The sequence below is a fragment of the Variovorax sp. Soil_C_17 genome (assembly GCF_057657265.1).
In genome coordinates this window covers 60,180-73,124 of sequence record NZ_JBDGIT010000006.1, presented here as the reverse complement: position 1 = coordinate 73,124, position 12,945 = coordinate 60,180, and the positions used below count along the sequence as shown (strand labels likewise).

The 12,945-nt window shown below is 67.5% G+C and carries 17 protein-coding genes; 1 reads left to right on the top strand and 16 read right to left on the bottom strand.

What is annotated here, in order from left to right; all coding sequences use genetic code 11:
- Window positions 1-5 precede the first annotated feature (5 nt).
- The 9 genes from AC3A6Y_RS25145 to AC3A6Y_RS25105 form a co-directional block, all read right to left on the bottom strand.
- A complete protein-coding gene (locus AC3A6Y_RS25145) occupies window positions 6-1,157 on the bottom strand; it encodes an ABC transporter substrate-binding protein (protein WP_487870965.1) in 1,152 nt (383 codons plus the stop codon).
- Between the two features lie 34 nt (window positions 1,158-1,191).
- Window positions 1,192-2,277, bottom strand: coding sequence for a 1,2-phenylacetyl-CoA epoxidase subunit PaaE (gene paaE / locus AC3A6Y_RS25140; protein ID WP_487870964.1), 1,086 nt, complete (start codon window positions 2,275-2,277; stop codon window positions 1,192-1,194).
- Window positions 2,274-2,807, bottom strand: a complete 534-nt coding sequence (gene paaD, locus AC3A6Y_RS25135) for a 1,2-phenylacetyl-CoA epoxidase subunit PaaD (protein WP_487870963.1) — start codon at window positions 2,805-2,807, stop codon at window positions 2,274-2,276. Before paaD ends, paaE begins: the two co-directional genes overlap by 4 nt.
- The gene (gene paaC, locus AC3A6Y_RS25130) at window positions 2,807-3,580 is read right to left on the bottom strand and encodes a 1,2-phenylacetyl-CoA epoxidase subunit PaaC (RefSeq protein ID WP_487870962.1); all 774 of its coding nucleotides are present in this window, start codon (window positions 3,578-3,580) and stop codon (window positions 2,807-2,809) included. The genes paaD and paaC overlap by 1 nt, the downstream gene beginning before the upstream one ends.
- A 13-nt stretch (window positions 3,581-3,593) precedes the next feature.
- Window positions 3,594-3,860 (bottom strand): 1,2-phenylacetyl-CoA epoxidase subunit PaaB, encoded by a 267-nt coding sequence (gene paaB, locus AC3A6Y_RS25125; RefSeq protein ID WP_487871179.1) that lies wholly within the window; start codon window positions 3,858-3,860, stop codon window positions 3,594-3,596.
- 107 nt (window positions 3,861-3,967) lie between these two features.
- Window positions 3,968-4,978: a 1,2-phenylacetyl-CoA epoxidase subunit PaaA gene (paaA, locus tag AC3A6Y_RS25120; protein WP_487870961.1), complete on the bottom strand. Its 1,011-nt coding sequence runs from the start codon at window positions 4,976-4,978 to the stop codon at window positions 3,968-3,970.
- Window positions 4,979-4,995: 17 nt separating this feature from the next.
- Entirely contained in the window at window positions 4,996-6,315 is a 1,320-nt protein-coding gene (gene paaK, locus AC3A6Y_RS25115; protein ID WP_487870960.1) for a phenylacetate--CoA ligase PaaK, read from the bottom strand.
- Between the two features lie 35 nt (window positions 6,316-6,350).
- Window positions 6,351-6,788, bottom strand: a complete 438-nt coding sequence (paaI, locus tag AC3A6Y_RS25110) for a hydroxyphenylacetyl-CoA thioesterase PaaI (protein WP_487870959.1) — start codon at window positions 6,786-6,788, stop codon at window positions 6,351-6,353.
- Between the two features lie 17 nt (window positions 6,789-6,805).
- A complete protein-coding gene (locus AC3A6Y_RS25105) occupies window positions 6,806-7,609 on the bottom strand; it encodes an enoyl-CoA hydratase-related protein (protein ID WP_487870958.1) in 804 nt (267 codons plus the stop codon).
- 182 nt (window positions 7,610-7,791) lie between these two features.
- On the opposite strand from AC3A6Y_RS25105, the gene AC3A6Y_RS25100 reads away from it, so the two are divergent.
- Complete coding sequence (locus AC3A6Y_RS25100; protein WP_487870957.1) at window positions 7,792-8,394, top strand: phenylacetic acid degradation protein PaaY; 603 nt, start codon at window positions 7,792-7,794, stop codon at window positions 8,392-8,394.
- A gap of 4 nt (window positions 8,395-8,398) precedes the next feature.
- Here AC3A6Y_RS25100 and AC3A6Y_RS25095 read toward each other — a convergent pair whose 3' ends face one another.
- The 7 genes from AC3A6Y_RS25095 to AC3A6Y_RS25065 all read right to left on the bottom strand — a co-directional run bounded on the left by AC3A6Y_RS25095 (window position 8,399) and on the right by AC3A6Y_RS25065 (window position 12,942).
- Window positions 8,399-9,055 carry a TetR/AcrR family transcriptional regulator gene (locus AC3A6Y_RS25095; protein ID WP_487870956.1) on the bottom strand — a complete coding sequence of 219 codons (657 nt, stop codon included), beginning with the start codon at window positions 9,053-9,055 and terminating at the stop codon, window positions 8,399-8,401.
- Between the two features lie 89 nt (window positions 9,056-9,144).
- Window positions 9,145-9,546 (bottom strand): type II toxin-antitoxin system MqsA family antitoxin, encoded by a 402-nt coding sequence (locus AC3A6Y_RS25090; RefSeq protein WP_487870955.1) that lies wholly within the window; start codon window positions 9,544-9,546, stop codon window positions 9,145-9,147.
- A gap of 1 nt (window position 9,547) precedes the next feature.
- Window positions 9,548-9,739, bottom strand: coding sequence for a type II toxin-antitoxin system MqsR family toxin (locus AC3A6Y_RS25085; protein WP_487870954.1), 192 nt, complete (start codon window positions 9,737-9,739; stop codon window positions 9,548-9,550).
- Window positions 9,740-9,798: 59 nt separating this feature from the next.
- Window positions 9,799-10,257, bottom strand: coding sequence for a type II secretion system protein (locus AC3A6Y_RS25080; protein ID WP_487870953.1), 459 nt, complete (start codon window positions 10,255-10,257; stop codon window positions 9,799-9,801).
- Window positions 10,258-10,262: 5 nt separating this feature from the next.
- Window positions 10,263-10,640, bottom strand: a complete 378-nt coding sequence (locus AC3A6Y_RS25075; RefSeq protein WP_487870952.1) for a type II secretion system protein — start codon at window positions 10,638-10,640, stop codon at window positions 10,263-10,265.
- Window positions 10,641-10,645: 5 nt separating this feature from the next.
- Window positions 10,646-11,119, bottom strand: a complete 474-nt coding sequence (locus tag AC3A6Y_RS25070; RefSeq protein WP_487870951.1) for a type II secretion system protein — start codon at window positions 11,117-11,119, stop codon at window positions 10,646-10,648.
- A complete protein-coding gene (locus AC3A6Y_RS25065; RefSeq protein WP_487870950.1) occupies window positions 11,116-12,942 on the bottom strand; it encodes a hypothetical protein in 1,827 nt (608 codons plus the stop codon). The genes AC3A6Y_RS25070 and AC3A6Y_RS25065 overlap by 4 nt, the downstream gene beginning before the upstream one ends.
- Between the last annotated feature and the right edge of the window lie 3 nt (window positions 12,943-12,945).

The following is a 12,945-nucleotide window of genomic DNA, read 5'->3' as shown; positions in this document are numbered from 1 at the left end:
AGAGCTTAGTCCTGCGGCTGGTACTTCCAGGCGCCGTTCTCGATCTTGACCATCACGCGCGCGCGCTGGTCCAGGCCCAGGTGGTCGGTGGGCGACATGGTGAAGATGCCATGCGCGCCGGGGACGTTCTTCACCTCTTCCAGCGCATCACGCAGCGCGGCGCGGAAGGCCGGCGTGCCGGGCTGCGCCTTCTTGAGCGCCACGGGAATCGCAGCGCTCATGATCAGGCCGGCGTCCCAGGCATGGCCGCCGAAGGTGGACACGCTGCCCTTGCCGTGGGCCGCCTCGTAGGCGTTGACGTAGGCCAGCGCGGACTTCTTGAGCGGATGCGAATCGGGCAGCTGCGACGCCACCAGCATCGGGCCGGAAGGCAGCAGCGTGCCTTCGACATCCTTGCCGCCGACGCGCAGGAAATCGGCGTTGGCGACGCCGTGGGTCTGGTAGACCTTGCCGGCATAGCCGCGCTCCTTGAGCGTCTTCTGCGGCAGCGCGGCCGGCGTGCCGGAGCCGGCGATCAGCACGGCATCGGGCTTGGCGGAGATCAGCTTGAGCGACTGGCCGGTGACCGAGGTGTCGCTGCGCGCATAGCGCTCGCTGGCCACGATCTTGAGCTTCTTGAGCTCGGCGGCCTTGGTGAATTCCTGGAACCAGCCTTCGCCGTAGGCGTCGGAGAAGCCGATGAAGCCTACCGTCTTCACGCCGTTGGCGGCCATGTGCTCGGCGATGGCGAGCGACATCATGATGTCGTTCTGCGGCGTCTTGAAGACCCACTTGCGCTTGGCATCCATGGGCTCGACGATGCGCGAAGAGGCCGCCATCGAGATCATCGGCACCTTCTCCTCGGCCACCACGTCGATCATGGCGAGCGAGTTCGGCGTCACGGTCGAGCCGAGCACGACGTCGACCTTGTTCTCGCTGATGAGCTTGCGCGTGTTCGACACCGCGGCGGTGGTGTCGGAAGCGTCGTCGAGCACGATGTAGTTGATCTTCTGCCCGCCGATGGTCTTGGGCATCAGCGCGATGGTGTTCTTCTCGGGGATGCCGAGGGAAGCGGCCGGCCCGGTCGCCGACAGCGTCACGCCGACGTTGATGTCGGCCTGCGCGGCAAAGGCCATGGCGCACAGCAGTGCCACGCCGAGGCGGGTGAAAGAATTCATGAACAGTCTCCGGTAGTTGATAAATCGCTCGCGCTCAGCGTTCGTCGAAGGACAGCCGCACGCGTTCGGTCAGGGGATGCGCCTGGCAGGTGAGGATAAAGCCGCCCGCGACCTCATTCTTGTCGAGGGCGAAGTTGCGCTCCATCCGCACTTCCCCTTCCAGGAGCTTGGCGCGGCAGGTGCCGCACACGCCCGAGGTGCAGGAGTATGGGACCTCCAGGCCGGCGGAGGACGCGGCATCGAGGATGCTGGGCTGCCCTTTGGTGAACGGGATCTCGCGGGCCAGCCCGTCGCGCACGATGGTGATGCGTGCGGTCTCGGCATCGCCGGGCTGCGGCTCGTGCACCACCGCGCCGACGGTGCCGGTGGGCGACTGGGCCAGGCCGAAGCGCTCGATGTGGATGCGCTCCTCGGGCACGCCGGCCTCCAGCAGCGCGGCCTCGGCCTCGTCGTTCATCTGGAAGGGGCCGCAGACATAGACGTGGTCGATGCTGCCGGGCGGCACCAGGCCCTGCAAAAACTCGGCGATCTTCTCGCGGTTCATGAGGCCCGCGTTGATCGGCACGTCGGTGTGCTCGTCGGAGAACACGAGCTGCAGCGACAGACGCGTCATGTAGCGGTTCTTCAGGTCCTCGATCTCCTCCTTGAACATCGTGGACCGCAGCTGCCGGTTGCCGTAGATGAGCGTGAAGCGCGACTGCGGCTCGCGCGCCAGCACCGTCTTCATGATCGACAGGATGGGTGTGATGCCGCTGCCGCCCGCGATGCCCACGTGGTGCCGGCGCGCCTCCGGCTCGATCGGCACGAAGAAGCGGCCCTGCGGCGCCATCACCTGCAGCGTGTCGCCGGGCTTGAGGCTGGTGTTGATCCAGTTGGAGAACATGCCCTGCTGCACCTTGCGCACGCCCACGCGCAGCTCGCCGTCGTCGACCCCGGCGCAGATGGAATAGGAGCGGCGCAGGTCCTGGCCGTCGATCTCCTTGCGCAGGGTGAGGTACTGGCCCTGGGTGAAGCCGAAGACGCCGCGCAGTTCCTCGGGCACGTCGAAGGAGACGACCACCGCCTCGGCAGTGTCGGGCTCGATGCTGCGCACGCGCAGCGGGTGGAAGATGACGCTCATATCGGCTTGAAGTGTTCGAAGGGTTCTCGGCAATCCAGGCAGCGGTAGAGCGACTTGCAGGCCGTGGAGCCGAAGGCCGAAAGACGCTCCGTGTGGGCGCTGCCGCAATGCGGGCAGGCCACCGGCGCGGCAGCCTGGCGCCGCACCAGGCGAATGGGCACCGCGCCGCCGGGCAAGGCCGCCGCGCCGGGCGGTGCGATGCCGTACTCGCGCAGCTTGCGCCTGCCTTCGGCGCTGATCCAGTCGGTGGTCCAGGCCGGGGCGCGGCGCAGCGTCACGCGGGCCGGGCCGAGTCCCGCGGCGTCGAGGGCTTCGAGCACGCTGCGCTCGATCACCTCGGTGGCCGGGCAGCCGGAATAGGTCGGCGTGAGCACGATCTCCAGGCCATCCTCCCGCGGCAGCACCTCCCGCACGATGCCCAGGTCGCAGACCGACAGCGCCGGCACTTCGGGGTCGAGCACCGTGCCCAGCACGTCCCAGGCGCGCGCGATGCGGGCCTCCTCGGCTTCGAGCGTGCGCAATGCGCTCATCACCACACCCCACCCGGATAGGTCCGCTGCAGGTACTGCATCTCGGCCAGGATGTAGCCCATGTGCTCGCTGTGCACGCCGCGCTTGCCGGTGCTCATGAAGGCCGACTCGGCCGGCATGGCCAGCGTGGCCTCGTCGAGCACCGAAGCCATCTCGGCAAACCAGGCCTCGCGCAGCTCGGACCAGGCCGGGCCGAGGCCGCTGGCGCGCGCCGCTTCGTCGACGGCATCGGCCGCGAAGAGCTCGGGCACGTAGCGCCACAGCTGGGCCAGCGCGGCCTCCATGCGCGCATGCGATTCGCCGGTGCCGTCGCCCAGGCGCACCACCCAGTCGGCCGCATGCTGCTGGTGGTAGCGCGCCTCCTTGATCGCCTTCGCCGCGATGGCGGCCACTTCGGCATCGCTCGAGTCTTCGAGCTTTTCCCACAGCAGCTTGAGCAAGGTCGCGGCCATCGCGTTGCGCAGCACGCTGAAGGCGAAGTCGCCGCGCGGCAGCTCGACCAGCGTGGCGTTGAAGTAGTCGCGCTCGTCGCGCAGAAAGGCCAGCTGGTCCTCGTCGTGCGCGCGGCCCTCGAGCTGGCCTGCGCGGGTGAGGAGCGCGCGCGCCTGGCCCACCAGGTCCAGCGCCATGTTGGTCATGGCGATGTCCTCTTCCAGGATGGGCGCGTGGCCGCACCATTCGCCCAGGCGCTGGGCGAGGATCAGGCAGGTGTCCCCGATGCGCAGCAGGTACTGCACGTCGGCGCGGCGGTCGAGTTCGATGGATGCTTGCATGACTCGCTTCGGCTCACATGTGGTCGACCGACTTCGGCAACTCGTAGAACGTGGGATGGCGGTAGACCTTGTCTTCCGCCGGGTCGAAGTACATGTCCTTGTCGCCCGGATCGCTGGCCACGATCTGGTCGGAGCGCACGACCCACACGCTCACGCCTTCCTGGCGCCGGGTGTAGACGTCGCGCGCCATCTGCAGCGCCATCTTGGGGTCGGGGGCGTGCAGGCTGCCGCAGTGCTTGTGGTCCAGGCCGGCTTTGCTGCGCACGAACACTTCCCACAGGGGCCACTCGCGTCCTGCGGCTGCGGCGGCCTTCGGCGCTTCCGTGCCCGATCCCGCGCCGGCCCTCCCCTCGCCGGGCGAGGGCAAGGTGCCTTCTTCAACGCTGCTCATGCTGCCAACCTTTCTGCTCGTTCGTGCTTTGCCGCGTGCGCCAGGGCCGCTTCCCGCACCCAGGCGCCGTCTTCCCAGGCCTTGACGCGCGCGCCCAGGCGCTCGCGGTTGCAGGGCCCGTCGCCGCCGATCACCCGCCAGAACTCGGCCCAGTCGATCGCCCCGTGGTCGTGCGCCTGGCGCTCCTCGTTCCACTTCAGGTCGGGGTCGGGCAGGGTCACGCCCAGCACCTTGGCCTGCTCGACCGCGGCATCGATGAACTTCTGCCGCAGCTCGTCGTTGGTAAAGCGCTTGATGCCCCAGCGCATGGACTGCGCGCTGTTGGGCGACTGGTCGTCGGGCGGGCCGAACATCATGATCGAGGGCCACCACCAGCGGTTCACCGCGTCCTGCACCATGGCTTTCTGCGCCTCGGTGCCGTGCTGCATCATGGTGAGCAGTGCCTCGTAGCCCTGGCGCTGGTGAAAGCTTTCTTCCCGGCAGATGCGGATCATGGCGCGCGCATAGGGCGCGTAGGAACAGCGGCAGATCGGCACCTGGTTCATGATCGCCGCCCCATCCACCAGCCAGCCGATGGTGCCCATGTCGGCCCAGGTCAGCGTCGGGTAGTTGAAGATCGAGCTGTACTTGGCCTTGCCGCCATGCAGTGCGTCCAGCATCTGGTCGCGGCTGGTGCCCAGCGTTTCGGCGGCGGCGTAGAGGTAGAGGCCATGGCCGCCCTCGTCCTGCACCTTGGCCAGCAGGATGGCCTTGCGCTTGAGCGTGGGTGCGCGGCTGATCCAGTTGCCCTCGGGCAGCATGCCGACGATCTCGGAATGCGCATGCTGGCTGATCTGGCGCACCAGCGTCTTGCGGTAGTGCTCGGGCATCCAGTCCTTGGCCTCGATGAAGCCGCCGGCATCGATGCGCTCGTCGAAGCGCTCTTCCAGCCGCAGCTCCTCGGCCGAGCGAACGGCCTTGGGGCCGTCCTTGTCCTTGCCCATGGTGTCCATGGCCTGGGTGTACATGGCGTGTCCTTTGCTTTTCAGGTCTTGGGGCGCTCGTCGAGCACGCGCCGGGCCTTGCCGGTCAGCGTGCGTTCGAGCGATTGAGGGGGCTGCACCACCACCGTGGTCGAGATGCCGACGAGGGTCTTGACGCGCTGCTGCACCCATTGCGCGATCCGGTCGCACTCGTCGTCGGGGATGTCGGAGGCCCCCTGCTGCAGCTCGCAGCGCACTTCCACGTGGTCCAGGTGGCCTTCGCGGCCGACCTTGATCAGGTACTGGCCCGAGAGCTTCTCGTGCGCCAGCACGATCTCCTCGATCTGCGTCGGGAAGACGTTGACGCCGCGGATGATCAGCATGTCGTCGCTGCGCCCGACGATCTTGCCCATGCGGCGGAAGCTGCGCGAAGTGGGCGGCAACAGGCGCGTGAGGTCGCGCGTGCGGTAGCGGACGATCGGCAGCGCCTCCTTGGTGAGCGAGGTGAAGACCAGCTCGCCCTCTTCGCCGTCGGGCAGCACCTCGCCGGTCTCGGGATGGATGATCTCGGGATAGAAATGGTCTTCCCAGACCACCGGGCCGTCCTTGCTCTCGATGCACTCGCTGGCCACGCCCGGGCCCATCACTTCCGACAGGCCGTAGATGTCGACCGCGTCCATGCCGCCCTTGTGCTCGATCTCGCGGCGCATGGCCTCGGTCCAGGGCTCGGCGCCGAAGATGCCGACCTTGAGCGAGTTCTCGCGCGCATCCAGCCCCTGGCGCTGGAACTCCTCGATGATCACCTGCATGTAGCTGGGCGTGACCATGATGATGTCGGGCCGGAAGTCCCGAATGAGCTGCACCTGCTTCTCGGTCTGGCCGCCCGACATCGGGATCACGGTGCAGCCGGCGCGCTCGGCGCCGTAGTGCGCGCCCAGGCCGCCGGTGAAGAGGCCGTAGCCGTAGGCCACATGCACGATGTCGCCCGGCCGCCCGCCCGCGGCGCGGATCGAGCGCGCCACGAGGTTCGCCCAGTGCTCGATGTCCTGCAGGGTGTAGCCCACGACGGTCGGCTTGCCGGTGGTGCCGGAGGAGGCGTGGATGCGCGCCACCTGCTCGCGCGGCACCGCGAACATGCCGAAGGGATAGTGGTCGCGCAGGTCCTTCTTGACGGTAAAGGGGAACTTCGCGATGTCGCTCAGCTGCTTCAGGTCGCCGGGATGCACGCCGCGCGCCTCGAAAGCCTGGCGGTAGTGCGGCACCTTGTCGTAGGCCCGCTGCAAGGTGGCCTGCAGGCGCTGCAGCTGGAGCGCGGCGATCTCGTCGCGGCTGGCGGTTTCGATGGGCTCGAGCTCGCCGGGCGCGGGGCATTTCACGGGCATGGAAGGGTCTCCTTTTGGCGTCTTGGGGGCTGCATTCAGGCCGGTGCGACCGGCTTGCCCTTGAGTGTGTAGGAACGTCCGCGGAACACCGCGACCCGCTCGCCGCGCTGGTTCAGCACCTCCGTGTCGTAGACGCCCGTGCGCCCGGACTTCGAGATCTCGACGCAGCGTGCCACCAGGCGGTCGCCCTGGCGCGCGGGCGCGACGAAGTCGATGCCGAAGCCGGAAGCCACCGTCACTTCGTTGTAGGAGTTGCAGGCGTAGGCGAAGGCCGAATCGGCCAGTGCCGAGATGAATCCGCCGTGGCAGATGTCGTGGCCGTTGAGCATGTCCTCGCGCACGGTCATGGCGACGTCGGCCCGGCCGGGCGCGATGGCCTCGATCTCCATGCCGAGGCCGCGCACGGCGCGGTCGTTGGCGAACATGGCATCGCGCACGCGTTCGGCGGTTTGCTGGGCGTGGGGGTCGCTCATCGATGGGGCTTTCGGTCTCAACGGTCGTTGAACTGCGGCAGGCGCTTGGCGCGGAAGGCCTCCACGCCTTCGCGGTAATCGGCAGCGGCGCCGAGCTCGCGCTGCAGCGCGGCTTCGCGCGCCAGCGCGGCGGGCAGGTCGAGCGTCTGGGCATCGGCCAGGGCTTGCCGGGTGGCCACCAGCGCGCGCACGGGCATCGCCGCCAGGCGGTGCGCCAGGCCCTCGACGGTGAGGCTGAGCTCGTCGTCCTCCACGCATTTCCAGATCAGGCCCATCTGCGCCGCCTCGGCCGCCGGCAGCTTGTCGCCCAGCAGGGCCAGGCCCAATGCGCGCGCCGGGCCCACCAGCCGCGGCAGCAGCCAGGTGCCGCCGGTGTCGGGCACCAGGCCGATCTTGGTGAAGGCCTGGATGAAGCTGGCCGAGCGGCCGGCCACCACCAGGTCACAGGCCAGCGCCAGGTTGGCGCCCGCGCCCGCTGCGACGCCGTGGACCTCGGCGATCACCGGCACGGGCATCGAGCGGATGCGCAGCACGAGAGGCGCGTAGAGCGATTCGATCACCCGGCCGAGGTCCTTGGGCGCGGCGCCGGGCGAGAAGTCGGGCGCGACCATCGGGTCGGACAGGTCCTGCCCGGCGCAGAAGGCGCGGCCCGAGCCGCCCAGCACGACACAACGCACGGTGCTGTCGGCCGCCGCCTCGTCCAGCGCGGCCATGAGCTCGGCATGCAGTTGCGAGGTGAAACTGTTGAGCGCTTCCGGCCGGTTGAGCTGGAGCGTGCGCACGGCGCCCGAATGGCTGATGCGTACCAGAGCTTCGTTCATCGTGGTGCTGGGGTGTGGGATTGGGTTGGCGATCGGTCCCAAGGAAGGCGCTTCTAATAATTGACCGACCGTTCGGTTGATTATAGGATTCGCGATCTTGCCCGCGCAAGCTTTGGTCCTCGGTGCTAACCCGAAGGCTAGCGCGGGCCGCCCATTTTTCCAATCCGTACGGAGCCGATTTCATGCCCTGCTATGCCCTCGAAGGCGTGGTGCCGGTGGTCGACCGCGACGCTTATGTCCACCCCACCGCGGTGTTGATCGGCGACGTCATCGTGGGCCCCGGCTGCTACGTCGGTCCCTGCGCCAGCCTGCGCGGCGACTTCGGCCGCATCGTGCTGGAGCGCGGCTCCAACGTGCAGGACAACTGCGTGATCCACGGCTTTCCGGACCAGGACACGGTGGTGGAGGAAAACGGCCACATCGGCCACGGCGCGGTGCTGCACAGCTGCGTGGTGCGCCGCGATGCGCTGGTGGGCATGAACGCGGTGGTGATGGACGAGGCCGAGGTCGGCGAATCGGCCATCGTCGCGGCCTGCGCCTTCGTGCCGGCCGGGATGAAGGTGCCGGCGCGCAGCCTGGCGGCCGGCGTGCCGGCCCGGGTGCGGCGCCAGCTCGGCGACGAAGAGATCGCCTGGAAGCAGGAAGGCACCCGGACCTACCAGGACCTCACCCGCCGCTGTCTCGCCAGCCTGGTCGAGGTGCAGCCGCTGGCCGCAGCGCAAGAGAACCGGCCACGCCTGCAGTCGCCGGACGTGCGCCCGCTGATCGCCACGCGGCGCGGCTGAGCCCTCAGCGCAGCTTGCGCGCGCCGGCGGTCGCGCGATCGCCCTTCGCCGCCAGCGCGGGCGGCAGCTGCACCGCCCGCACGCCGCCGAAGAACAGGTCGGCGACGATCTCGCCGATCGCCTCGTGGTCGAGCTCGCGGCCGGGCTTCATCCAGGTGAACATCCAGTTGATCATGCCGAAGAGCAGCATGGCCATCGGCTTGCCGAGCTTGCTGGTCGCATCCTCGCCGCGCACCTCGGCAATGGTGCGCGCGAAGGCCGCGACCACGCGCCGCTCGACGCCGATGATGCGGGCCTGGTCTTCCTCGCGCAGGAAGCGCACGTCCTCCGTCAGCACGCGCTGGGCGTTCTGCGCCATCGCGTACTCGGCCACGAAACTGCGGATCAGCGCTGCGAGGCGGGCCTCGGGCGTGGAGTGCTCGCGCATCACCTCTTCCACCACGGCTTCGAGGCGCTGCACATGCTCCTCGGCGATGCGCACGGCGAGATCGTGCTTGTCGCGCACGTAGTGGTAGAGCGTGGCCTTGGAGACGCCGCAGGCCGCGGCCACCTCGTTCATCGAGGTGCCCGCATAGCCGCGCTGTGCGAACAGCTGCGCCGCATTCGAAAGAATCATTTCTCGCTGGCCGTCGTAGCCAGCCGGGTCACGCACGCGAGCCATCCGGCAGCGCCCTTTCCATGAAGGAGGATGTCATCGTCGACAGACGATGCCCGATGATGGCACGGACACCAGCGATGGATCTCGACGACTCACGCGCCGCGGACCTCAGGCAACAACTCAGGGTGACGGTCGAGCACTTTGAGCAGTTTCACCAAGGCCAGCGGTGGCTTGGTCTTGCCGTTCTCGTAGCGCGAGAAGGCGTTGACGCCGCCACCAAAAATTTCCGCCGCCTCCCGCTGGTCGAGGTCCAGCTTCTTGCGCACGCTCGTGATGAAGCCGGGGTCAACGATCGACGCATTGATCTGCTTGTTGAACGCCAGCATCAGCTGCATCGTCCGCCGCGACTCCGCAGCGTCCAGCACGGACTCGTCGCAGGCCAGGCAAAAGTCTCCCGTCACCTGGGGAATCACGGTGGACTCGCCTTTATAGGTATAGGGCAGGTCGCGAGTGTCATGAACCAGCTTGGCCGCTCCGCAGTTGGGACATTTCATGTCATAGCTCCTTGAAGGAAACGATGAGCACGTCATCGATCACGGTCAACTTCAGATACACCCCTCCTGCAACTGTCATCGGGCGATACACGTCCTGCCACACGCGGTGATGGGCATGCGTTGTCATGCTCTTGTAGAAGTCAGCATGCGTCAGCCGCAAGGAGAGCTTGCAGTGAGGTGTCCCCTTCTCCATTGATGCTAACCTACTAGCCAAAATAAACCAAGTAGGTTAAACATGACGTCCGCACCGCATCAGGCGCCGTCATAGATGAACCGCCAATCCTGGTAGCTCGGCGCCGAGCCGGTCCCGACGGTCGCCTCGTTCGGGCTCTTCGCGCGTATCGGCGATTTCGACGAACTGCTGGCCACGCCCCAGACGCCGCCTTGCGGCGCGAGAAGCGGCGTGAACGCCTGCGCGGTCATGGGATCGACGTAGAGCTGGCGCAGATAGCGCCGCGTCACCAGGTGGCGGGAATCCTTCAACAGGTCTTCCAGGCGCGCCGGATACCGGTGCTGTCCGCCCGGTGCGCTCAGGTAGTAGTCCTTGATCGCCTGGCGGTAAAGGGCGCCCACATGCACGAGTTCGGCCTCCCTCTCGCGCTGGGCCGAGGTGGTGTAGACCTCCACCGCCTTGCCGATGCCGAGCGACAGCACCGCCACCGCCAGCAGCATGAACAGATAACCGACCCCACGCTGACGCTTGCGCCGCATGCCGTCTACCACGACGCGAAGGGCGTGCCGTCGGTGGCATGGCCGGCCGCGCCGCTGCGCACGTCGTGGACGACTTTCCTGCCGCCCTCTTCCTCCCGGATGGCGGGCACCCAGGTGTCCCGGCGCTCGGTCACGGGGTCGAGCGGCAAGGCGCGCAGATAGCGCCGGACGACCAGGTCGCCGAGCGCCTCGGGGTACGTTCCCCTGTCGCTGTAGTACTGGTCGAGCCCGATGCGCAGCGCCGAAAGGTTCTCCTTCAAGGCCGCTTCCCTGGCCACCGCGACCTTGTGCATGTAGCGGGGCGCAACGATGCCGAGCAGGGCCGAGACGATGGCCATCACGACCAGCAGTTCGATCAGCGTGAATCCGAGGCTGCGCTTCATCGGCGTCACCATTGCGCGTACGGAAGGCCGTTCAAGCCGACGCGGCTGCTGAGCGAGCGGACGTCATAGACGTCGTCCCCCTCCATCGGCCGATCGGCTTCGCTCGAATAGGCACGCTTGCCCCAGGTGGCCGCCGGCGCCAGCGCCATGTCGGCATTCATCGGATCGCGCGGCACGCGACGCAGGAAGAAGATCTTTCGACGGCCCGGGTCCTTCAGGTCTGCCGCACCCTCGACCAGGGCTTCCAGCGAAGGCGGGTAGCCCGTGGTCGTCGCCGAACGATGGACCCGCCCCTCGTCGCCCGCGCGCTTGTAGGCATCGATGGCGCTTCGGATCTCGCGCAGCGCGGCCCGCAGTTCCTGCTCCTTCTGTCGCTGGACGGCCATCTGCGTCAGCGGCACGGCCACGGACGCCAGGATACCGACCAACGCCACGGTGACCATCATCTCGATCAGCGTGAATCCGCGGCTGGGGCTCATGGGCTGGACTGCGCCGGTTGCGAGTCCGAGGCGCCGTAGCGCCCGCCCGGCGTGAGCCTCATGGGCCGGATGCCGGCGCTGTCCGCGGTACCGGAAGCGAACTCGACCGCATGGGCCGGCGGTGTCGGCATCGCGCGAACGATGCGGGGCGTGATGAGCAGCACGATTTCCGAGCGCCCATGGGTGGAGGTCTGATTGGAAAACAGCCGCCCCACCCCCGGCACCTGGCCCACGCCGGGAATGCCCGCGGCATTGTGGTTCTGCTCGTCCTTCAACAAGCCCGCCAGGACCTGCGTCTCGCCGTCGCGCAGCCGCAGCACCGTGTTCGCATTGCGCGTCCCGATCTGGTAGGCCAGCAGGCCCGTGGTGGACCGGATCTCCTTGACCACATTGCTGACCTCGAGATCGACTGCCATCGTCACCTCGCCATCGACGTGGATCTCCGGCATCACCTCCAGCTTGAGACCGACGTCGAGGTAGCTGATCGACTCCGTCGACGCACTGGAGCTCTGGTTGACCGTCGTGGTGATCACCGGCACCTTGTCGCCGATCAGGACCTTGGCCTTGTGCCGGTTGCTCACGCGGATGCGCGGGTTGGCCAGGGTCTTCGCATCGCTGCGGGTCTGCTTCAGATGGAGCACCAGCAGGGGGTCCGGCAGGAACAGCTGGAAGTTGCCCTTGCCGAGATGCCTCAGCTCGTCGACCGTCAGCTGGCCCGGCATGCCAGCCCTGCCGTAGACGCTGGCAGCCAGGCGATCGGGCACCTGCACGCCGGCATTGAGCAGCCCGTTCTCATTGAGCTCGAGGATCTCCACCTCGAGCACCACCTCCGGATCGGCCATGTCGTAGGTCGCGATCAGGCGCTCGATGGCTGCGATGACCTGGAGCTTGTCGCGCACGATCAGCATCTTGAGCCTGTCGTCCATGAACATCGACTGCGGCGCGACCAGCGTGCGCACCATTTCCTGGACCTTCTTCGGATCGGCGTTCTTCAGGTAGAAGGTCCGCATCACCAGGTCTTCGTAGCGCTTGCGCTTTTCCTCGATGTCCGCATAGATCAGCAGGGTCGATTCGTTGAGCACCTTCTTGTTGAGCTGGCTGGTCCGCAGCACCAGGTTCAACGCGTCCTCGACGGTGGTGTCCTTGGCGAAGATGGTGGTCTTGATGTCGCTCTTGACGTCCTTGTCGAGCACGAAATTGACGTTCGACGTGCGGGACAGGATTTCGAGCACGGTCTGGATGCCGACGTCGCGCAGCTCCAGCGTCACCGGTTTCCTGAGCGACTCGGCAAGCACCGGCTCCGACGCCAGGCCTCGGTTGCGTTCGATTTCGATGTCCTGGCGCTGCCGCAGCGCCTCGGCCTGGCCGGGGTTCTCCAGCAGCAGCTCGTTCAGCGAGCGCAACGCGGCTTCGGGGTCGCCCTGGTCCAGGGATGTCTTCGCCCGCGCCATCTGTTCGGATTCGCGTGCTTCGCGGGAGAGCGCGGCGATGCCGGCGAGCGCGGCATCGCTGTGCGGGTCGAGCCGCAGCATCGCCTCGAAAGTCTCCCGCGCCTCTTGCGTCTTCTTCTGCGAGGCGAAACGCCGCGCCTTCTGCAGAAGGTCGCGCAGGACGCCATCGCGGGTCTGGATGTACTTCAGGCGGAAGCCGGTGGGATCGGTCTTCGCCAGTTCGGCCAGGCTCGCTAGGCCCGCGTCGACCTGGCCGTCCGCCAGCAACCGGTCGGCGCGACGTTCCTCCAGATAAGTGGCGCATCCCGACAGCAGTCCCAGCGCCAGCAGGCAAGACGCGACGATCGGGGTTGACGAGAACGACAAGCTCATGAG

What these genes read in the sequence shown, in the direction of transcription:
- AC3A6Y_RS25145 (WP_487870965.1), bottom strand. Translation starts at nt 1,157, where the DNA reads ATGAATTCTTTCACCCGCCTCGGCGTGGCACTGCTGTGCGCCATGGCC.
- paaE (WP_487870964.1), bottom strand. Translation starts at nt 2,277, where the DNA reads ATGAGCGTCATCTTCCACCCGCTGCGCGTGCGCAGCATCGAGCCCGAC.
- paaD (WP_487870963.1), bottom strand. Translation starts at nt 2,807, where the DNA reads ATGAGCGCATTGCGCACGCTCGAAGCCGAGGAGGCCCGCATCGCGCGC.
- paaC (WP_487870962.1), bottom strand. Translation starts at nt 3,580, where the DNA reads ATGCAAGCATCCATCGAACTCGACCGCCGCGCCGACGTGCAGTACCTG.
- paaA (WP_487870961.1), bottom strand. Translation starts at nt 4,978, where the DNA reads ATGTACACCCAGGCCATGGACACCATGGGCAAGGACAAGGACGGCCCC.
- paaK (WP_487870960.1), bottom strand. Translation starts at nt 6,315, where the DNA reads ATGCCCGTGAAATGCCCCGCGCCCGGCGAGCTCGAGCCCATCGAAACC.
- paaI (WP_487870959.1), bottom strand. Translation starts at nt 6,788, where the DNA reads ATGAGCGACCCCCACGCCCAGCAAACCGCCGAACGCGTGCGCGATGCC.
- AC3A6Y_RS25105 (WP_487870958.1), bottom strand. Translation starts at nt 7,609, where the DNA reads ATGAACGAAGCTCTGGTACGCATCAGCCATTCGGGCGCCGTGCGCACG.
- AC3A6Y_RS25100 (WP_487870957.1), top strand. Translation starts at nt 7,792, where the DNA reads ATGCCCTGCTATGCCCTCGAAGGCGTGGTGCCGGTGGTCGACCGCGAC.
- AC3A6Y_RS25095 (WP_487870956.1), bottom strand. Translation starts at nt 9,055, where the DNA reads ATGGCTCGCGTGCGTGACCCGGCTGGCTACGACGGCCAGCGAGAAATG.
- AC3A6Y_RS25090 (WP_487870955.1), bottom strand. Translation starts at nt 9,546, where the DNA reads ATGAAATGTCCCAACTGCGGAGCGGCCAAGCTGGTTCATGACACTCGC.
- AC3A6Y_RS25085 (WP_487870954.1), bottom strand. Translation starts at nt 9,739, where the DNA reads ATGGAGAAGGGGACACCTCACTGCAAGCTCTCCTTGCGGCTGACGCAT.
- AC3A6Y_RS25080 (WP_487870953.1), bottom strand. Translation starts at nt 10,257, where the DNA reads ATGCGGCGCAAGCGTCAGCGTGGGGTCGGTTATCTGTTCATGCTGCTG.
- AC3A6Y_RS25075 (WP_487870952.1), bottom strand. Translation starts at nt 10,640, where the DNA reads ATGAAGCGCAGCCTCGGATTCACGCTGATCGAACTGCTGGTCGTGATG.
- AC3A6Y_RS25070 (WP_487870951.1), bottom strand. Translation starts at nt 11,119, where the DNA reads ATGAGCCCCAGCCGCGGATTCACGCTGATCGAGATGATGGTCACCGTG.
- AC3A6Y_RS25065 (WP_487870950.1), bottom strand. Translation starts at nt 12,942, where the DNA reads ATGAGCTTGTCGTTCTCGTCAACCCCGATCGTCGCGTCTTGCCTGCTG.